The 21772-nt window shown below is 36.4% G+C and carries 17 protein-coding genes; 4 read left to right on the top strand and 13 right to left on the bottom strand.

Going from position 1 to position 21772, the window contains the following annotated elements; all coding sequences use genetic code 11:
* Positions 1 to 381: 381 nt before the first annotated feature.
* Together ACKPCA_RS00840 and ACKPCA_RS00835 are read right to left on the bottom strand one after the other, a co-directional pair.
* Positions 382 to 1017: a response regulator transcription factor gene (locus ACKPCA_RS00840; RefSeq protein WP_321280802.1), complete on the bottom strand. Its 636-nt coding sequence runs from the start codon at positions 1015 to 1017 to the stop codon at positions 382 to 384.
* 5 nt (positions 1018 to 1022) lie between these two features.
* Entirely contained in the window at positions 1023 to 2033 is a 1011-nt protein-coding gene (locus ACKPCA_RS00835) for a sensor histidine kinase (RefSeq protein WP_321280799.1), read from the bottom strand.
* Between the two features lie 167 nt (positions 2034 to 2200).
* Between ACKPCA_RS00835 and ACKPCA_RS00830 the strand changes: the two genes are divergently transcribed.
* The 4 genes from ACKPCA_RS00830 (at position 2201) to ACKPCA_RS00815 (ending at position 5472) form a co-directional block, all read left to right on the top strand.
* Positions 2201 to 2350, top strand: a complete 150-nt coding sequence (locus ACKPCA_RS00830) for a hypothetical protein (RefSeq protein WP_321280797.1) — start codon at positions 2201 to 2203, stop codon at positions 2348 to 2350.
* Positions 2351 to 2485: 135 nt separating this feature from the next.
* Positions 2486 to 3043 carry an RNA polymerase sigma factor gene (locus ACKPCA_RS00825; RefSeq protein ID WP_321280796.1) on the top strand — a complete coding sequence of 186 codons (558 nt, stop codon included), beginning with the start codon at positions 2486 to 2488 and terminating at the stop codon, positions 3041 to 3043.
* 372 nt (positions 3044 to 3415) lie between these two features.
* The gene (locus ACKPCA_RS00820) at positions 3416 to 4933 is read left to right on the top strand and encodes a carbon-nitrogen hydrolase family protein (RefSeq protein WP_321280794.1); all 1518 of its coding nucleotides are present in this window, start codon (positions 3416 to 3418) and stop codon (positions 4931 to 4933) included.
* Between the two features lie 65 nt (positions 4934 to 4998).
* Positions 4999 to 5472, top strand: coding sequence for a hypothetical protein (locus ACKPCA_RS00815; RefSeq protein WP_321280793.1), 474 nt, complete (start codon positions 4999 to 5001; stop codon positions 5470 to 5472).
* 167 nt (positions 5473 to 5639) lie between these two features.
* On the opposite strand, the gene ACKPCA_RS00810 is transcribed toward ACKPCA_RS00815, so the two are convergent.
* The 11 genes from ACKPCA_RS00810 to ACKPCA_RS00760 all read right to left on the bottom strand — a co-directional run bounded on the left by ACKPCA_RS00810 (position 5640) and on the right by ACKPCA_RS00760 (position 21763).
* Positions 5640 to 6992, bottom strand: coding sequence for an MFS transporter (locus ACKPCA_RS00810; protein WP_321280791.1), 1353 nt, complete (start codon positions 6990 to 6992; stop codon positions 5640 to 5642).
* 91 nt (positions 6993 to 7083) lie between these two features.
* Positions 7084 to 8070, bottom strand: a complete 987-nt coding sequence (locus tag ACKPCA_RS00805; RefSeq protein WP_321280790.1) for a glycoside hydrolase family 2 TIM barrel-domain containing protein — start codon at positions 8068 to 8070, stop codon at positions 7084 to 7086.
* A gap of 18 nt (positions 8071 to 8088) precedes the next feature.
* Entirely contained in the window at positions 8089 to 9579 is a 1491-nt protein-coding gene (locus ACKPCA_RS00800) for a glycoside hydrolase family 30 protein (RefSeq protein ID WP_321280788.1), read from the bottom strand.
* Between the two features lie 21 nt (positions 9580 to 9600).
* On the bottom strand, positions 9601 to 11037 hold the full coding sequence (locus tag ACKPCA_RS00795; RefSeq protein ID WP_321280787.1) for an MFS transporter: 1437 nt from the start codon (positions 11035 to 11037) through the stop codon (positions 9601 to 9603).
* A 48-nt stretch (positions 11038 to 11085) separates the two neighbouring features.
* Positions 11086 to 12165 carry a glycosyl hydrolase family 17 protein gene (locus tag ACKPCA_RS00790; RefSeq protein WP_321280786.1) on the bottom strand — a complete coding sequence of 360 codons (1080 nt, stop codon included), beginning with the start codon at positions 12163 to 12165 and terminating at the stop codon, positions 11086 to 11088.
* An 11-nt stretch (positions 12166 to 12176) separates the two neighbouring features.
* Complete coding sequence (locus tag ACKPCA_RS00785; protein WP_321280785.1) at positions 12177 to 13124, bottom strand: glycoside hydrolase family 17 protein; 948 nt, start codon at positions 13122 to 13124, stop codon at positions 12177 to 12179.
* A gap of 36 nt (positions 13125 to 13160) precedes the next feature.
* Entirely contained in the window at positions 13161 to 14045 is an 885-nt protein-coding gene (locus tag ACKPCA_RS00780; protein ID WP_321280784.1) for a glycoside hydrolase family 17 protein, read from the bottom strand.
* Between the two features lie 73 nt (positions 14046 to 14118).
* Positions 14119 to 17571 carry a hypothetical protein gene (locus tag ACKPCA_RS00775; protein WP_321280783.1) on the bottom strand — a complete coding sequence of 1151 codons (3453 nt, stop codon included), beginning with the start codon at positions 17569 to 17571 and terminating at the stop codon, positions 14119 to 14121.
* An 88-nt stretch (positions 17572 to 17659) separates the two neighbouring features.
* Entirely contained in the window at positions 17660 to 19216 is a 1557-nt protein-coding gene (locus ACKPCA_RS00770) for a sugar porter family MFS transporter (protein WP_321280782.1), read from the bottom strand.
* Between the two features lie 7 nt (positions 19217 to 19223).
* On the bottom strand, positions 19224 to 20054 hold the full coding sequence (locus ACKPCA_RS00765) for a glycoside hydrolase family 16 protein (RefSeq protein ID WP_321280780.1): 831 nt from the start codon (positions 20052 to 20054) through the stop codon (positions 19224 to 19226).
* Positions 20055 to 20131: 77 nt separating this feature from the next.
* Positions 20132 to 21763, bottom strand: coding sequence for a family 16 glycosylhydrolase (locus ACKPCA_RS00760; protein ID WP_321280779.1), 1632 nt, complete (start codon positions 21761 to 21763; stop codon positions 20132 to 20134).
* Positions 21764 to 21772: the final 9 nt, after the last annotated feature.

Here is a 21772-nt window from a genome sequence, read left to right as displayed (position 1 = left end):
TTTATAAAATTACGATTCCAAAAACATATCACAGATAACTACAGTAAAAATTATGGAAAGGCTTCCTGTTTAGCAAGAAGCCTTTGTTTTGTTATGTGACTTGATACTCTAATTGTCGTCTAATGGTAAATAAGGCATAAAATATGAGTAAAAAGAAAAGTTTGGATAACGATTTATTAGATTCCTTCATATATTGGAAAACCTTACCTAATAGCAGTGTTCTTAGGTCTTTTAAGAATTATTTCCCTGCCGCATCCAATATTAAATGGCGGATGCTTGGTCATGAAATGTATAAAGTAAGATTTTTTTATCAAGAAGAATCTATAAACGCGATTTTCACGAACAATGGAAAATTGGTTAAAGTTTTTAGTGAATGATATACTATTCTACAAGTTTATTTCTAAAAGCATATTTAACCAAACCAGCAGTATTTTTAACTGCCAATTTTTCCATTAAATTTCTTCGATGGGTATCCACTGTTCTTACACTTACAAATAACTGAGATGCAATTTCATTATTTGAAAATTCTTGTGCAATAAGCTTTAATATCTCTATCTCACGTTTTGTTAAGGAAATCGATTTTTCTGCTTTTGATTTTTCAATTCTACCAAACATCAGGTTTTTTGAAACTTCACCACTTAAATAAGTATCGCCAACCGCAACACATTTAATCGCTCTTAACATCTCTTCCTTGCCTGCATTTTTAAGAATATAGCCAACCGCTCCAGCCTCTAACATTTTTACCACATATTCTTTATCTCCATGCATAGATACCGCTAATACATTTATACTGCCATCATATGCCTTAATTTTTTCTGTTAGATTGATACCGCTGGTTGTACCCATATCAATATCCATCAAAACAACATCCGGACGAGATAATTTAATTAAACTTAGAATATCATGTTCATTATCTGCATCACCGCAAACTTCAATCATCTTTTCTTTCTGAAGAAGAGCTTTTATCCCTTCCCTAAACATTTTATGATCATCAGCTATTAAGATTTTGATCTTCATTCCTGTCATTTTTCCAAAGGTATTTCAATAGTAGCAGTAACTCCTTTTGATATTGCTGTATCTAAAATAAAGTTACCTCCAAATGCATTGGTTCTAGATTCTACATTAATTAATCCCACTCCCGGATTTTCCTTCATTACAAATGTTTTATCAAATCCACAGCCATTATCCTCAACCATTAAAATTATGCTGTCTGGATGTTCTATTAATTGTACCTGCACTTCAGAGGCCGATGAATGCTTTACTGAATTATTAATCAATTCCTGACATATTCGATACAGGCCTAGTTCAATTAACTCAGGAAATCGCTCACTAAGAATCGAGTGAAATAAAATAATTTTTATTCTTTCAGCTTTATTAATTCTATTAATCAGATTCTCCAGTGCTGGAATAATACCAAAATCAATCAACAACTTAGGCATTAACTGATGTGAAATATCCCTAATATCACCTGTTAAAGAATCAATCATATCAAAAATCACTGACATTTGAGTGGAGAACTTTGTATTATCGAGTCGGTTATTTTCTGATGAAATATTTTCCAACAAAAGACGAACTGTAGATAAACTTGGGCCGATTCCATCATGAATTTCCTTGGCTATTCTTCTTCTCTCCAACTCCTGACCTTCCAGCATTGAATTTAAAGCAACCATTTCCATCTCTTTATCCCTGGTGATATCCTCGATTGTTACGACATAACCTTCTTTTATTTTCCTACCTCGAATATTTAAAAACTTATCATCAAATGGCAACGCATCTATATTAAAATCCTGATATTGATTTTTAACAATCTGATTTAATTTCAAATACAATTGCTCTACATGCTTTATTTGATCAAAAATTACAAGTTCATTTAAATCATTGGAGTTCACATCAAGCTTCAAAAAAGAAATTGCCTGCTCGTTTACAAGCACAATTTGATCAAAATTATCAATTGCAATCATGCCATAAGGTGCATTATTAACAACTGAACTAAGAAGATTCTTAATCTGATCATTATGGATTTCTTGTGTCATTAATTTGATTTTCAGAATTACACTAAACCGAGATTTTAATTTGATAATATTTCATTATTAAATATCAATATTAAATAATATTTCAATACCTATTATAAGATGTGACTTTTTTATTATTCAAGCGTCAAATAAGCACAAAATTATTAGATCAAGTAATACTTAAAATCATGTCTAAAACATTTAGAACTTTCATGTCTGAAAAAGGAATGAAATCAAATCGAAGCAGAAAATCGATTAAATCCGCTCCTAAAAAGAAGCTTTTACAGGATTATTATCAAGGTATTCTGACCGATGAGTTAGATGGAAGATCTCATTAATAGAGTTTGCAAGTAGGTGAAATCACCTACTTTTTTTCTGTTATTCCACTTAGAAATAAAAACAGTATTTTACCTGAAATTTATCCAAAGAGCACTTCATACTTTTAAGTGTATAACAATTTATAAAGTTAAAAGATGAAAAAGTCTGTGGATAGGAATTTATCCGATGAACAATTGGTACATTATCATTTGCAAGGCGATCAAACAAGCCTGGGGATATTATACGAAAGACATTTCAACAATGTATATTACAAATGCCTTTCTTTTTCGAAAGATCCAATAGAGGCCTATGATCTAGTGCAGGAAATTTTTCTAAGAACTTTCAGTAAACTGCATCTGTTTAGAGGCAATTCAGAGTTCTCGACATGGTTATTTAGAATTACGCACAACTTCTGTATTGAAGATTACCGAAAAAAATATCGCAACAAGTATGAGAAGCTATCTTCCTTAGCTTATGATTTGGCAGATGAAGAATATGAACCCAATAACTTAGACAATGTATCGCTTGAAAATGTTATAAAATCGGTATCTAAAACTGAGCAACTAATGCTGAAATTAAAATATTTAGAAGGAAAAAGCATAAAAGAATTACAAGATCAATTTCATATGGGAGAAAGTGCTGTAAAAATGAGATTACAGCGAGCCAAACAAAAAATCAGCAAACAAATGAAATTTTCATATGAAATGATGTGACTTTTCAACCTTATTCTGTCTAATATGTATCCTGCTTAAGGGTAATGTTTAAATATTTGCAGAAACATGAGATGATTATTTCACCTACAAGATTAATAAAAATCAGTTTGTTGTGGACACTAATCAATAAGACTAAATACGTAAATTATCTTATTATAACTATGTTTTATTTTTTAGGGTGAAATAGGAAGTGCTACAATCTGGTTGCCGTAGCACTTCCAATCGTCTCTACTTCATTAATGCTTATCTCCTTTTGAAAACACTTGTTAGGTTTTGTTGTTTATATATCAGACCACAGAAAGGGACAGATTTTAATTGATCACATAAATGTTAGTTTATCATTCCTGTCCCTTTCAATATTTCACTTAAGACATGGCAAAACAAAAAATAGAGCTTAGACATCTTGAAATTGATGACTATTATTCATTAAAAGAGGCATCAACTGAAGCTTATTCGGGAATTGGCGGTCAATTTTGGAGTAAATCCGACCTGGAGAAGTTACTCAATATATTCCCTGAAGGTCAAATATGTATCGAAATTAACAGTAAAGTTGTTGCTTGTGCATTATCCATTATTGTAGATTACAAACAATTTGGAAACCAGCACACATATGAGCAAGCAACTGGAAACTATACTTTCTCAACCCACTCAAAAGATGGGGATGTTTTATATGGTATAGAGGTATTGGTGCATCCTGAACATAGAGATAAAAGGCTTGGACGAAGACTATATGATGCCAGGAAAGAACTTTGCGAACAGTTAAATTTAAAATCAATAATTGCTGGTGGCAGAATCCCAAATTACATTCGCTATGCAGATGTTTATAGTCCTAGAACTTATATTGACAAAGTTAGAAATAAAGAAATTGAAGATCCTGTATTAGGTTTTCAGTTGGCTAATGATTTTCATGTAAAAAAAATATTAAAAGGTTATTTACCTGGTGATGTTGAATCCAAGGAGTATGCTACTTTATTGGAGTGGAATAATATTTACTACCAGGAAGAAGAGCTGCTCATTAATTCACCTAAAACCACCATCAGAATTGGAATTGTTCAATGGCAGATGCGACCATTTGAAAATCAAGAAAGTTTGATCGAACAGGTGGAGTATTTTATAGATTCCTTAAGTCGCTATAAGGTTGATTTTATATTGTTTCCAGAACTATTTCATGCACCACTTCTGGCCAACTTCAAAGATTTAACTGAATCCGAAGCCATTCGAAAACTTGCCTTAATTTCTAATTCGTTAAAAAATACCTTTGCTGATTTTGCAGTAAAATATAACACAAATATAATAGCAGGTTGCATACCTGTAATTGATGATTATCAACTAAAGGGGATTTCTTATTTATTTCGTAGAGATGGAACGATGGATTATCAATTTAAAATTCATCCTACACCGGCTGAGTCATCCTATTGGGGAATGAAAGGAGGGAACGAAATAAAGGTTTTATCAACCGATTGTGGCAAAATTGGAATTCTATCAAGTTATGATATCGAATTTCCCGAATTATCCAGAATAATGTCGCAAGAAAAAATTGAAGTGTTGTTTGTTCCTTTCATTTCTGATACTAAAAACAGCTATTATAGGGTTCGAAGATGCGCCCAAGCTCGAGCCATTGAAAATGAATGTTATGTTGCTATTGCCGGATGTGTTGGAAATCTACCTAAAGTATCAAACATGGATGTTCAATACGCTCAATCGGCAATTTTCACCCCTTCTGACTTTTCATTTCCTACAGATGCCATATTAGCAGAATCAACTCCAAACACTGAAATGACCTTGGTGGCCGATTTAGACTTAAGCTTATTAAAAATCTTACATGAATATGGTACCTATCGAAATTTAAAAGATATGAGAAAAAATTTATATAAAATTCAAAAACTATAATGTGATCGGTTGTGACTTTAAAAAACTATGCCGTCTAAATGTCATAATTCTTAATAACAATTGAAATGAAAAAATTATTATTACTTATAGGTATTCTTCCATTGATAGCTTTTGGACAGGATTATGATGTTCCAAAACAAGTAAATGATGCATTTGTAAAAATGTTTGCAGAAGCTGAAGATATTATTTGGACAGAGATAGATGGAGAGTATGAAGCTTCTTTTTATATTGAGGAAGAATATAAGCTTGCTATGTTTTCTGCTGATGGAAAATGGCTGGAAACTTCTACATCAATTAATGTGGAATCTGCATCGGCTGAAATCACCAAACTTATTTATAAAAAATATAAAGGTGCCGTTATCGATAATATTTTCTTGGTTGAAACACCTGAAAAAATAAACTTTTATCGAATTCAGGCAGATGATGGAGAATCCATTTATAAAATAAAAATGTCTGAAGTATATGAAATATTGGAGTCAAAAAAAGTTTCATTTTCTTCGGTTGATGAATCTACAGAAGATGAAGAAGATGTAGAATAAACAAGTCGACTTTTGCATATGACTCTTTACAGATGGCCATCCTCCCCCAGGATGGCTATCATTTTTTTATACTTTAATCAATTTATCTTTTGGTAGCTTAGATTTAAATACTGAGTTAAGCCTTAGCTTTCTATACTAAAGTCTTATACAATTCACAAAAATAATTTTTATTCATTTAATCTCCTTGCATCCAAATCCCTTTTCATTCGTTCGCAAGTTTCATGATCGATGGTATAATAATACAACAATATCGCACAAGACATGTAAAGAATTCCTGGGAATACCGAAATCATCAATTTAATGCCTGCAATTGCAGTTTCTGTTTGTTCAACGTTTGGTGTAAACTGGAAAATTGCAAGCAACCAGCCAGCCAAAGCACCTCCAATTCCCCAGCCTGCTTTTTGTGCAAATGTGGCTGCGGAAAATACCAATCCAGTAGCTCTTCGGCCCGATTTCCATTCCGAATAATCTGCCGTATCGGCAAGCATTGTCCAAAGCAAAGGAACTGCTGGAGCATAAGAGATTTTAGCAAGAATATTAAAGATATAAATCAGAAACAGGTTATCGGAAGAAGGGATATAAAGGCAAATGAAGAAAAATCCAGACAATAATGAACTAGCCAAGAACACATTTCTCTTACCAAATTTTTGAGCCAATGGTTTCGAAAACGGAATAGCAACAATAAGCGCTACCGTTCCAATCACATTGAATAACTGGACATTTTCCTCATTCCCAATATAATACTTGAAATAATATGCAATGGACAAATTCTGCATGGCAAACATGATAAATGAGATGATGCCAACAAAAAACAGGATTACCCAAGGTTTGTTTTTAAATAAGTTTTTAAAATCCTCTTTAAGGTTCTCCTTTTGTTCCTTTGGAGGTTGAACTCTTTCCCTGGTAGTTTTAAAGGTAATTAAGAACAAAATCAAACTGATTCCTCCAAACAACATTAATGTGTATTGATATCCCTTGGTAGTATCACCACCACCAAAATACAAAGCCAACGACAGTGCTGTTCCCGATACGATAAACTGCCCCACAAAAGCGAAAATAAAGCGATAGGAGTTTAAGCCAGCACGCTCATAAGAATCGGAAGTCATTACAGCTCCCAAAGATGAATAAGGCAGGTTGATGGCAGTGAACACTGTCATTAATAGAAAATAGGTCGTTCCTGCATAAATTACCTTACCTGTTGGCCCCAAATTTGGGGTTGTAAAGGTCAAAACAGCTAAAACACTATAAGGTACAGCCATCCATAAAATATAAGGCCTGAATTTTCCCCATTTGGTCTTTGTCCTATCTGCAATAATCCCCATTAGCGGGTCGCTAACCATATCCCAAAAACGAGCGATTAGCATAATGGTTCCCGCAGCAGCAGCTGAAATTCCAAATGTATCAGTATAGAAAATCAGAATCCAGAAACCAACCATATCCCAAACAAAATGTGAGGCTGTATCTCCTAGGCTGTATCCGATTTTCTCTTTTAATGATAATTTTGAATCTGCTTTGTCCATCGCTGCTAATATTTTTGAATTTAAATTTCGAAGAAACGACATATAGACACTCAAAAAAATACTTCATGTCGTGTTAACTTTGCCTTTTAGATTATTTGTACTGTTCTTTCACAATGTAAAAAGCTTCTTTTTTATTTCTTTCGATATCTACAATGCCCCAATACTCTTCATTGGGAGCACCATCATATGGAACACCACTGCTGTTTGGTGCCCAACCTCCCGGATCTTGTGTATCCGGATTTCCTGCTTTCCAGAATTCATCTACAAAGGCAAATAAAGCAAGTCCTGCACATACCTCCTGATTCCCGAAAGTCGACTTTAAAATCTTCCTGGTGGCATCGGCCTGGGCTTTTTGGTTTTCACCTTGCTCATAACCACTCTTCGAAATGGTCATGTAACTATCGGCACCGGCTTCTGACAGGTACATTGGTTTTTTGCTAATGCTTTTCCATTCCCTGAAAATGTCTGTCGGATCATCCCAGCGGTACACATTCATTCCCCAAATATCAATATCAGTACAAATGGACAGCGCAAGGGAATCGGGTAATTCTCCATGAGCCGTAGCAACGGGGTGATGCTTATCAATTTCATGAACTTTTTGTGCTGCCTGGTTCAATGCAGCATACCAGTTTTTCATATCACCATCGTACCACTCGGGATGGTAATTGTATTCATTCCCCAATTCCCAAAAAAGAATGACTGGGTGTGATTTATACTTGTTAATGTAATTGGCAAAACTCCCTGATAGAATATCAAAATGTCCGTTTTGATTGTAACCAAAGCCTACTATGATTTTTATTCCTGCCTTATGGATTTGATCCAATACTGCTTGATCATCAACAGGAGAATACAGTCTGATGGTATTTATTCCTGCCTCATTCATCAAGGCCAAATCTTGTTCAAGTCTTTCAAAGCTTCTTTGTTTACTGCCTTTTGGAACAGGATGATAACAAATTCCTTTAATGAGATAGACAGAATCATTAAGCACAATATTTCTACCTGATATTGAAACAAGATTTTCCTTTTGATTGCAAGCAATGCAAATCATTAAAAAGGCTATACAGAGAAATCTATTCATAGTAGGCATGACTTCGATTTATTTATCCTGATGAATTACAATTGTTTGTACTGCTTGGGCGTCAATTTTAAAAGCGCTTTCCTTTCCGTCCATTTTCAACTTTAATTGCTTGGCTTCCTCTTTCATATTCAATACCACAACGGCAATTGAACCATCAGGGTTTTGAGCCGCAGTTACCATTAAATCATCATCATTTAATTCAAAACCAATTCGGATAGCGCCTGGACGGATATACTTGCTAAAGTGTGCCAAAGTGTAGTACATTGGAGTGAAGTATACCTCATCTTTCTTAGGATCGACTATTACAGGAGCCAAACACCAGTTATTTGCCCAGTTTGGACCACCTTGAGTGTCAAGCACCATATTCCAATCAACCCATCCTTGTACCCAATTGTTTAGGCAACCAATAATATCGCGCGCATAACGATATACCGGAACATATTTTGGGTGAAGGTGCTTCTGCTCTTCAGGAGCCCAATCAAATCCCCAATCGGTGGCTTCTTTTTTCCAGTACCATGCATCATCATTCCAGTGCGGCACCTCTGCATCCACACAGGCTTCCGACTGGATCATCATTTTATTAGGTGCTTTTTTGTAGGTGTATTGCAATGCTTCAGGCATATAATCAAATGTACTGGCATACCAGTGAATCGCCATACCATCGAAATATTTTGAGGATTCCTCATCTTTATACATGATATCAGCCCACTCTTTCAATTCATCACGATTTTGATCGTAACCCAACACCTTTACATCATGACCATCTGTCTTCAATTTTGGCCCTAAATAATTGTTAACAAAGTCAACCATTTCCTCAGGTGTGTAGTGCATACTCTCCCAGTTGTAACCATTACCCAATGGTTCATTTTCTACAGTTAAGCCCCAAATATCAATTCCTTCTTTCTTGTACTCATTAATGTACTTCGAAAAGAACAATGCCCAGGTATCGTAATATTCCGGCAATAATTTTCCACCTTTCCAATCCTTGTTGTCTTTCATCCAAATTGGAGCGGTCCATGGCGAAGACATAATTTTAAAACCATCCTTCGAAACTGCCATTGCCTCTTTTATCATTGGAATGATATCATCACGATCTTCGTCGATAGAAAAATGCTTTAGCTCTTTGTCTCCCTTAATCGGAGCATAAGAATAGTTGCTTAAGGAAAAATCACAAGAGTTAATATGCGTTCTGGTTAAGGAATATCTTGCTCCATTTTCTCCAAAATAGGCATCTAAAATTTGCTTTCGATTTTCTTTACCAATTTGATTCATCAGGTAGGCTGTTGATTCAGTAAACGAACCTCCAAAACCTATAATTTCCTGGAATTTCTCATCAGGCTTAATATTAATTTCAGCATCTGGTTTATGTTTTTCAGAGACTTCAATTTTTTGAAGCTTATTCCCTGCTGCTGATGTTTCATACGCATCAACCAACAAGCTTTTATCTTTTGTATTACAAGCCATCATAGCAATGCTTATAAATAATATCAATAAATAGTTTCTTTTCATGATTGTCCTATAAAGTTTTATTTAATGTTTTACTTTTCCTCTTCGGGCAATTAAGGCCTGTCGAATTTCAAGTGCTCTTTGCTCCGAAATGCTATATTTCATCATCATCCAAATGGCAATAAGAGCAAAAAATATAGGTATAATAATATCTGCCAATCTCAGGTTTATTAATGATTCTGCTGTTTGGATTTGTGCATTTTGATCAAATCCAACCATTTTTAAAACTACGCCACTAACTAAAAATGCAAGTGCATTACCCAACTTCACCATCAGCCAATAAACGGCTCCAAACATCCCCTCTCGGCGTGTTCCATTATTCAATTCATCCAAATCACATACATCCGCAGTCATCGACATCATTAAGGTAAACAAACCTCCAATACCGAAAGAAATCAATGGCAAAGGAATAAACATCAGCCATGGATTGGCCGGGTTAAATCCCCACCACTTTAATACATATCCCACAATAGAGAGTAAAGTGGAAATGATAAAGGCCTTTCTCTTGCCCACTTTGGTTGAAATACGAGTTACAATTGGAATAATTAGAAATGCAGTACATGCAGCGTTGACAGTACTGAACCATGGCGGCCAGGAACCAGCAGCACTGATGCTACCATCAAACAAATAATAAAGGATAATAAAATAAGAAAACTGTGCAATCGTCTGAAAACCATTAAATATTAAAAAAGTGGCACCACACAACTTCACAAATGGCTTACAGGTTAAAGTTTGTACAATTGCTGTCCAAAATTCTTTTAGATTTGAAGCAAGTTTCCGAATGCTTAATTTGGATTCACCTTCCAAATTCGGCAATTTAAGTTCCTTACAAAACAGCGCTGGTAAGGCACCCAATATGATGCTTGCACCTCCAACCCATACAGATAGAACTCTAACTCCCGTTGTCGATTCCTCGAAAAACAGATCTGAGTTTCCAATCATGATCCAGAACCATGGAGCAATCATCCAGGCCATCTGACCAAAAAACTGCCCAACCGCCATTAACCTGGTCCGCTCATTGTAATCGGGTGTCATTTCATATCCCAACCCTATGAATGGCGTGGAATAAATCGTAAAGGCAATGAAGAAAATAATCGACAGGATTAAAAAGTAAAAGAAATTATAGATTTCTGAATTCTCAGGATGCAATTGCCACAGTACCATAAAAGCGATCCCAGAAATGATACTTCCCAATAGAACGTATGGTTTTCTTCTTCCCCAACGAGTCCGAGTATTGTCTGAAATATAACCCATAATTGGGTCAATTAATGCGTCAAAAAATTTTGGCAAGGCAGACAATAAACCAGCTAAAACAGGATCCATTTTAAACCCATAGATCAGGTAGAACATAAAAACGCCTAAGGCCGCTGGATAAAGATTAATAGTCAACTGTCCTGCTCCATAAGCTGCTTTCTGTCCAAAAGGAACTTTGTCTTCTGCTGCCGTTTTATAGGGTGCCATATTGCTTTTTATTTTAGGTGTGAGTGATTCGTAATTAGATATTGTTGGTTAAAGTTCTGGGTAAAGAGCCTGCATTACTTTTTTCGGTTTTCTGTCAACCGTAAACAATCCCCAGTGCTTTTCAGCTCCTAACGGATTAGCTGTTTCACCCTTCCAATCCTCATCAAAAGCTTCAAAAAAGAAAGTGGTAATATTCATTTCCTTCGACCACTCCTTCAGTTCATTGTAGTAGCGTTCCTGTTTCTCCTCACTGGCCCTTTCACCAAACTCAGATGCAATGCTTGCCCATCCTGCTTCGGTAATCACAAGCTTACTATTCGGTAAAACATTTCTAACATCCTGTACATTTTGTATGGTATATAACATTCCTTCGTCAATGTCCTTTCCTTCCCAAACCGGATACACATGAATTGAAACAAAGTCTACAGCCTTAGCCAGCTTCTGTCCACTTTTAATCCACCATTCGTAGTTATCGGCAACGGTTACTGGCTGCTGAATCTCTTTCTGTACTCTTTTCACGTAGGAAATGATAGAATCGGTATCAACTTTATGGTCATTCCACTCCACCAATGCCTCGTTACCAACATTCACGGCAATTACCGTTTCCGGATATTTGTTGGCTAAAGCAATTCCTCTTTGAATTTCTTCCTGGTTCAGCACCCTATTTTTATCCAAAGTTTCTTGTGGAATGAGTTCGTTAAGCCACGAACAGGTTTCATGAGCACTCAACTCTGCCTTTAACCAAACCCCTAACATCACTTTAATATTCAGCTGGTTTTCTTGGATAATTCTTAGTACTGCCTGCGAATTTTCGCCACAATCATATAGCCTGATTAAATTGAACAATGAATCTTTCGAAATAATATTTAAATCTTCCAGCACTTCTGCATCACTCGGATTTACTGCTCCATTTCCCCTGTCGGGATGCTGTCCGCTACGAAAGCCTGAATAGGCTACGGCCCATGATGTTCCACCTAAAAGATTCTTTTTCTCTTGTTTGATTTCCATATTCTTTTTCACTTCCTCATGAATGTTTGTATCCGATTTTTTTACAGCATTCTTACATGAGAACAATCCAATCGTAATACATATCAGTATTGAAATATTTTTTATTGTTGAGTTTTTCATATGTTTAGGTTTTAAGCTTGCATGAGTTCAGTAAATTGATTTTCCATCACTTTCTTTGGTTCCCTATCCAGTGTGAATAATCCCCAGTGTTTTTCAGGTTCCATTGGTTCCGGCGATCCTTTCCATGATTCATCAAAGGCTTCGAAATAAAAGCAGAGTATCTCTTCTTCTTCGGTCCATTTCATCAAATCCTGATAATAAATACTTTGGAAATCTTCACTCACATTTTCAGGATCGATTCCTCTTCCATTTGAATTTGTTGCCCAACCTGCCTCGGTAATTACAACTGGCTTATCTGGATATTTTTCAGCGATACTGTAATAGTTTTGTTTGGTGTACTCCAAGGCCTCATCAATGTTTTTGTATTCCCAAACCGGGTAGGTATGAATGGAAATAAAATCTACAGCTTCCACTAAATCCTTAATATAATCGAGCCATGGCACATAATTTTCACAGAATGTAACAGGCTGCTTGGCTCCTTTCTTAATGATATTCACATATCGGATAACACTTTCAACCGGAACATAATGATCTGTCCAACTAACGGTTGCCTCATTTCCAGCCGAAAGAGCAAAAACAATATCAGAATATTGATTGGCCAGTTTGATTAATTTCTCAACTTGATTGATATTGTGCTCCTTGTTGGCAATTAGTTGTCCTTCGGTGTAAACGCCACCCCATGGACAGGCAAAATTGTTCATTTCAGCACCAATGTATGCGCCAAGCATCACCTGAAAATCAAGCTTCTCATTTCGAATCACCTTAAGCACAGTATCGGTTTGCTCATCGCAAGCATAAAGCCTTAAATATTTCCAGTGTCCTTGTAAGATTAACAAGTCTTCTCGAACCTGCTCATAAGTAGGAAAAATCCCCGCATCCGGACTCTGTCCCTCTCTAAATCCCGAGTAACAAATTGCCTTGTCAATTTTTATATTTAGTTGTTCAGTAAGCTTCTTCATTAACTATTTTCTTAGCCTTCTTCGCACGTACACGAATTAAAATTTCAACTTCTCATCCTTATTCCAAATTCCCCAATAAGCACCTACATCACCTTCATCTGATGTTTTCCATTCTTCATCGAATGACGAGAAATAAAATATTTCGATATCTTCCTCTTTTGACCAATTTTGAGCTTGAATGAAATATTTCATTGCATTTTCCTGAGAGGGTATAGCACCATGGAATGCCTCTCCTACATTAGGCCAACCAGTTTCTGAAATGATCACTTTTTTACCTGAACCAGCTCGTAATGCACGGTTATACATATCTTTCATGTACAGGTATGAATTTTCGAGACTACAACCTTCCCAGAAAGGGTAACAGTTAGCAAGAATCACATCGCAGGCCTCGGTAACCTTAGGTCGGTTTGCAAACTCATAGTATGCATCCACATAAGCCACAGGAATACCAGGAAGTTCTTCCTTTACACGATAGATATATTTCAGAAGCTCTTCTTCTGTTAAATCTTCACGATACAAAACTTCATTGCCAACAGCTACGATATCTGCATAACCAGCTTTTGCCACTTCGATAACACCTTCAATTTCATTTTCGTTGATGCTGTGATATTTACCCAACCAAGCTCCTACCATGGTTTTCAGACCAAATTCTCTGGCTATTTTAGGAATCAATTCATTTCCTTCGGTACATGAAAAAGATCTAATCCACTTGGAGTGGGAACTCACAATTGCCATTCTTCTGCGAATCTGTTCCTCGCTGATCTGGTTCCCAGGTTCCTGTCCTTCCTCATATGGACTGAAACAGATCCCATGCATTCCTCTGTTTAAATACTGATAGTATAGCGCTCGTAATTCATCTTGGCTTTTGTCTTCAAGATCAACGCCTGCCAATGACATTAAATATTCACTTCTTACAGACATAGGTTTAGGCTTAAAAGGTTAAAGTTTATCGGTATGGTTACACATAACTGCAACCACACCGACAGTTTATTTGTTAGTTTTCAGACATTGTATAATCAATTCTTTTCACTGAATCTTCTCTTCTAAATATTGATGCACTGATATTTTCATCGATGATATTACCAGAGATCAAAGTGTTTGATCCATTTCTATAAGTGATTTTTATTTCGGACATTGAACCTTTCGAAATTACAAGTGGAACCTTACAGAATGTTAAGGCCAATTGCCCCTCCTGCAGCTCTATTGTTTGTTTTACATTTTGAAGATCATAGAAAACAAACAATTCTTTATTCTTAAGTACTTCCTGCTCATTCAACAAAGGCAAATCAAAAACAATTTTACCCTGATCGATGCGAATCCCTAACTCTCCCATTCTCGAAATAAAATCTTCTTTTACCTGACCGGTCATACCTGGTTGCTTGGCTCCAGCATTTCCAGGAGTATGAGAGTAGGCATCAGTTGGGAAAGCACCATACAAGTCTGGTGATTTGTAGATTCCAATACCAGCTTTTATTTCATAGTAATGTTCCTTCAATCTTCCAATCAACTCTGCACTTAAGTTCTCGTCGGTGGCCAGAAAGAAATTCTCTTGAGTGGCAAGAAGCAGTTTTGAAACCATATGCCAATAGATACTTCCCAATCCTTCATATCCATAGAAAGTTCCTGATCTTCCTGTAAAAGACTGATGGTCGAACATACTTTCGTATGCATTTAGAACAAGATCTCTATCAGAAATAACTAATTCTGTATATTCAGAATTTAATCTGTCAAGAATTTCATTTAACACCTCTGCATTTCGAATTTTACCATTGAAATGACAGTTGCCTGACTGATCAACTGAAACCAGCTCTGTATTCCTATTTTCAATTAATTTCTGAAGCAGTGATGATTGTGCAACCTGCTCTTTGGAAATGTTATTCTTCTCGGTAAATCTTGCCAACTGCCTATCGGGATACAAAATGTAGCTAAATTGATCCTCACGGAATAATGAACTCGCCTTTAAAGCATCCAGCACTTCCAAACTCTCTTCTGCCGATAAATATCCTGAACTCAACACAGCTACCTGCCCTTCCAGCATTTCATACAGGTAACGAATCGATATTTCATCATCAGAAATTGAAATTAGATTATAAGCATGATACAACTTATCTTCGCGCTTATTCACTCGAATCGACTGATCCATAAAAGCCATTGCCAAACTGGTAAATTCTACCAAATCTGTAACTTTAACAGATTTGCGTTCGCCAGAGAATGAATTTGCATAGATGCTCTCTCTGTACTCTGTTCCTGCCAAACCAAGAACATCGGTAAAGTGCTTTCTGTCCTTGTTGGTAAAGCCAGTATTCAACAAGTTTGATCGCTCATTAAATAGGCTAAAGATCTTATCCAATAACGCTTTCACTTCTGCTGAAACAGTGATTTCTTCGACCGATAATACAGTCAGTTTTTCAGTCCAAAACTTCAAAAATCTTCGCAAGTAGTATAGAGTTACCATGGAAACACCATTCCCCACCAATGCATTATTTGCATCGTTCCATTCAGGACGCTGAGTATTCAGCCATATTCCAGCTTCAGGAATAAAATTGCTTAATTTACTTAGCAGGGTCACCAACACTTTCTCCATCAGATTTACCTTGTAAATATCATTTCCCTGCTGCAACAAAAAAGCATCAGCGCCAAGCTCTTTGTATTTTGCTTTTATTGTTTTGTTCAGATCAAAATCAAAACCAATGGTATCCTTTGGATTTTTAACAATCTCATCGTAAGATTTAATTCGATATGGGACATTTGCATACACAAACATCTCTTTGCTTAGAAGTTCATCTAATTTTCCCGGGTGAAATTCATTTGATAACTCCAAAAGTTTCTGTAAATAAATAATTTGGTGATCTCCCCAATATCCAATGTAAGCCCATGGATCATCAGGATCAGGACATTCCCAATCGATTCCTTCACGAGTAATTCGGTAAGGATTGTATCCATCGGCAGTAGAAGCATTCACAAACTTGCTAATCATCCCTTCCAAATACTCAGGAAATGACCAGGCCAAAGCTTCCCAGTTTTGGAAAATATCCCTCCAGTTTCCCTGGTAATTTAATTTAGGACTTCCATCTTCATTTTTAGTTTCAATGGAGAACTGGTTCCAAGGTCGGCTTGGATCACCATGACGACGACTAAATGTTAATGGCAGGTACTCCAGGCAAATTCTTTGCAAATCAGAATTTGCTACTGTACTTACCCTATCAAGCAATTCATTATATGATATTTCTATTGGCAGTTCATTCAACCAGCTGTTAAATTCCGAATAAATTATTGTATTCGATTGCTTCACAAACAAAGCAAAATCTGCACTATTAATATTGTATGAATCAATAAAAATTCCACCACGCATTACATTAAACATGGTATTCGAAAAATGACGAGCAGTACACAAATCATCTTTTCCCGACTGTAAACCATCGGCGTCAGCCACAATCTTAATCAAATTCTCAGTTCCCAATTGAATGTCTTCATCAATAGCTGCAAGCAGGTTCTTGTCATTTTTAATGAATTCATTCAGATTCGAAACATCTGAACTATCCTGATTAATCTCTGCTACAATCATCCATTCTTCCGAGTTACCAGCAGACAATTCCAATTCAGAATTTATCATGTAAGCCCCTCGGGTTGCTCTCACATCAACTTCAGTTTCAAGATTCAAACCTTTTAGGAAATTCGGTTCCTGCTTCGCCGATAATAAGATTTTCTTGTCTTGCAATCCCGCAGACCATACCGTAGTACATTTTAATGATTCACTTGGTTCTGCTCTATCAACAGGGATTGAGCTCAACATGAACAATCCCAAACCAGACTCTGGTAACAATTCATTCTTTTTATAAGCATCAAGTAGATTACTGTATTCACTCTGAAATGCGTAATCGAATCCATAAGGAATGATATTTTTAATTCCATCGAGCACTTCTGCATTTAGCTTATTTCCGCTAATGTTTTTTACTTTCGATTTACGTACAAATCCATACTTTTCTGAATTGTACCAGGCATACTGAAACTCGATTCCCAAATCAAGGTTCACCTCTTCGAAAATGATCTTGTTGCCGTAAATACTCTTATATAGATTTCTTTGAATTTTATATACTTCATTCAAATTTTTTGCGAAAGGTTCCCACAAAAAGGTTCTGTCATTTTTTTCAACCAAGAATAAGGTCTTACTACCTGTTATTCCTTTAAAATCATGGATTTTATCAACAGTGTAATATGGAAACAATGCGTTATCACGATTCTTTCTCCCTGCCGATAATGAACCATTACTTGATATGAACATCCAGTGATCTGAATCACTAACAATACTCATAAAGAAGTCTGCCATTTGGTCAGAATTGCTAATCTTGTAAAACTTCTCATTATTTAGTTCTACAAATTCCCCTTTAATCTCAGCCCCGCTGCAATTCAAATTTGTGTTTCCCAGATAAATGTTACTCTTCTTCATTTTAATCTAACTAGATTCAACTTCAATTTCTTTCAACAAAAAACTTCTGAGTTTTATATTATAAATCCTTAAAGGATTTGATCAGTTCCTATTCTTTAATCAGAATTACTTCTAATTCTTCAAGAGATTTCCCCTTGGTTTCAGGCAGCATTACAATCACAAACACAAGTCCTAATGCGCCAAATATTCCATATATTAAAAAGGTAGTAGCATTTCCCAGGTTCATCTGTTCCCACGGGAAAGCCAGCTGTACAATGAAACTTATCCCCGAGTTGATTAGTCCAACAAATGAGATGGCTAATCCTCTTACCCGATTTGGGAAAAGTTCTGAAAACAAAACCCACATAACAGGTCCTATAGAAATCGCAAAGGATGCAACAAAGCCAATAATCCCTGATAATACCAACCATGGGTTGATGCTGATTGCTTTTGCTACAAATTGAGATTGATGCTCTTTAAAAGTTTGTTCTCCTACACTAGTCAATAGTGCACTGTTGAATTCAATATCACTTTCGAATACAACATTCTCAATCTCTTTTAATTTGTAAGGCTCAATAAAACTAGAGCATTTCGATATACTCTTTTCGCTTAACTGGTAGGTAGCATTCCCAAAACTCGCAGATAATACAAACATCGAAACGACAATACCAAACAAACCAAAAACCAGGAGTGGTTTTCTTCCTACTCTATCGATCAACCAAATTGCAAAAAGAGTAAATAAAAGGTTGGTTAATCCCACCAGAATGGCTTGTGAGAATGAGGCATCGGTTCCAATACCTGTCTGTTCAAATATCATTGGAGCATAAAAGAACACTGAGTTGATTCCTGTTATTTGTTGTGTAATGGCAATCACAATACCAATTAACAACACCAACTTTAAGGATGGTTTAAATAACTCCTTTACTGAAATTCGTTCCTTATTCTTTGATGAATTGATGCTTCGCGTAATATGTACCAACTGTTCCTTCGCCTGTTCTTCTCCTACAGCCTTATTCATTACCTCAAGAGCTTCATCATCCAATCCGTTCATAGCTAACCATCTTGGACTTCTTGGTACAAAAAACAAGAGGAAAAAATAGAGCAAGGCAGGAATCGCTTCCAGTCCCAGCATCCATCTCCAATTGTATGCATCAAACTGAAGCCATATGGCCCAATTTGCACTTGATTTTCCCATTTTTAAAATCAGGTAATTGGTAAAAAATGCAATCGATATTCCCAGTACAATATTCAGTTGATTAAAGGACACCATAGTACCCCTAAGTCTTGGAGGGGCGATTTCGGCAATATACATTGGAGCTATGATCAGCGATGCGCCAACTCCAATTCCTCCAATCATTCTTGCCAAAACCAACATAAAAAAATTAGGGGCTATGGCTGATCCTAAAGCTGAAATAAAATATAATGCTGCTGCGAATTTCAACACTGTTCTTCTTCCAAACCTATCACTAACAGGGCCAGCTAACATCATGGCCAAAGTTGCAGTAAGAGTCAAACAGCTCACAGCCCAACCCAATTGAATTTTACTAAGGTCAAACTGAGGTTCAATAAATTTCACAACGCCCGAAATTACCGACGCGTCAAATCCCATTAAAAATCCTCCCATTGCAACAATTAAAGAAACAGCAGCACTATATTTTAAATTCATATTTTTCTTATTTCTTTTGATAAACTCTAACAAAGTCCACTTCCATTGTTTGCGGAAAAGCTTCCTTGTCAATTCCTTTAACACTTCCCCAAACACCTCCGACTGCAACATTTAAGATCAGGTAAAAGGGTTTTGTGTAAGGCCATTTGGATTCTCCCAAGCCTTCATTCTTGTACTCGAAGTACAACTGGTCATCTACATAGCATTTCATGATATCTTCGGACCATTCCAGTATGTAAGAGTGAAACTTTTCAGTGGCATCGGGAATTTTTATAATTGTCGTTTGCTGTGTGCCTTTTTGCCACTGATAATCTTTTGAGTGAGCAGACGCGTGAATTACTCCTGCATTATGGCCTACATGTTCCATGATATCTATCTCGCCAATATCCGGCCAGTTTCCATCTTCGAAAGACCAACCTCCAGGCATCATCCAAATTGCAGGCCAGGTGCCTCTCCCATTGGGTAGTTTAGCACGCACCTCAATTCTACCATGCAACCAGTCGGATTTTGAATTCAACCTTGCAGAGCTATATTCTTTTCCTTCTATACTTTCTTTACATGCAGTAATATGAAGGACTCCATTCTCGACCCAGGCATTTTCTTTTTTAGCATGTGTATAATGTTGCAATTCGTTATTGCCCCATGCCTGGCTGTTTCCTTCTGTATCGTATACCCATTTTGTTGAGTCAGGTAATCCTGTGTAATCGAATTCATCAGACCAAACCAATTGATACTCTTTTGAAGCAGTGTTTTGCTTGGATTTATCTTTTTTATTAGAGTTGCATGAAGAAAAAAGAAGACAGAATATACCCATTATCAAACAAGCTGTTGATCTCATAATGTAAAGATTTAGCTTAATGATTAAGTATTTATAGGCTGTTCAAATAAACAGGAACAGCCTATAATATTTTAAAATTATTGATATACTCTTACGTAATCAATCTCCATAGATGATTCAACAAATGCCGGATCAATAGTACCTCCAAGTGAACCACCCATAGCCACATTCATTATCAGGAATTGATCAGCATTGTATGGCCAATTGTCAGCATTTTTATCTTCCGGTGCATAGGTATAATAAACCTCATCGTCAATCAGGAATGTAATCTGATTTTCTGACCAGTTTACAGAATACACATGAAATTCCTCAGAAGCATCAGCAACAGTTGTAGATTCCATATTTTCGGTTGCTCCCGAACTTGATGGTGTATGCAATGCACATTGGATATGTCCAGGATTGTTTCCCATTCCTTCCATAATGTCAATCTCTCCACACGCAGGCCATCCTGCATCAGGAAAATTTGCTCCCAACATCCAAATTGCCGGCCATGTACCACCTCCCGTTGGAAGTTTAGCTCGAACATCAACCCTTCCGTAAGTAAATTCAAATTTATCTTGAGTTTTCAAACGGGCTGAAGTATAAGATCCACCATCTGCTTTTGCCGTTATTTTTAATATTCCATTAGAAATGCTAACATTAGCTGCATCGTTGGTATAGGTTTGAGATTCATTATTACCCCAACCTCCTGCACCAAGGTCGTAATCCCATTTTACAGCATCAGGAGCTCCATCGGTATCAAACTCATCCGACCAAACCAAATTGGTATATTCCACATCAATTTCACCAGCTGATTCACTTGGTTTTGTTGATGTAAAGATATGGTACCATGCAAAAGTGTCATCTTCCTCAACACGTACTCTTAGAATATTATCTGTAATCTCAATGATTTCATAAGTACTCGTACCAGCATACCAACACATAAAACCGTCATCTGAAATCGTAAAGCTCGTTCCTCTATAACCACCATCTTCAGTTGCAATTGAATTTGCAGGTGCAAAAGTTACATTCTTCACTCCATATAAACTTGGCAATACATCTTCACCATGACAAACATCACCTTCAACTCCTATCTTACCCGCATATGTCCCAGGAATGAATGCTGATCCTGCTGTTTGTTCAAAGCTTACACCACCGTCAGTTTGAGTAAATACAAATTCTGCATCATACATACATGTTTTTTCGAATGGTGCAGCAGCATACCATTGCGCAAATGTATGATTTGTTCCATCCACAAAATTTGGTCCTAGTCCTGTATGTGCTGGTTGATCGGCTGCCCAATACCATTTTTTAGAGCTTCCTCCTGTTAAGAATGCAATAGCTTCTTCATCACTGAAGCTACTGAATACTTCAACCTGAATCGACTTACTGGTTGTAACACCACCAGTTCCAACAGCTAAAACTGTTACATTGTAGGTATTAACTCCCGGAAGAGAGAAACGGTGCATCATATTTCCATCGGCAGAAACTTCATTATTTGTTCCATCTCCAAAAATATAGGTGTAGTTTATTTCATTTTCAGCTGTAGCTGTGAAATTCACAAATCCTGTTCCATCTCCGAAAGGATTAGCCTCATCTTGTCCAATAAGCTCAAAACTAACACTTAAATTGGATGGCGTAGTAATTTCACCTAAGCTATACTCCTCTTCGCAGCCTGCAAAAAACAACAGGCTTGAAAATAATATTACTAATATATTTAGTTTCTTCATCGTTTATTG

This window comes from Marinifilum fragile, assembly GCF_963677365.1.
GTDB lineage: Bacteria > Bacteroidota > Bacteroidia > Bacteroidales > Marinifilaceae > Marinifilum > Marinifilum fragile.
This window is presented reverse-complemented; position numbering and strand designations above follow the sequence as displayed.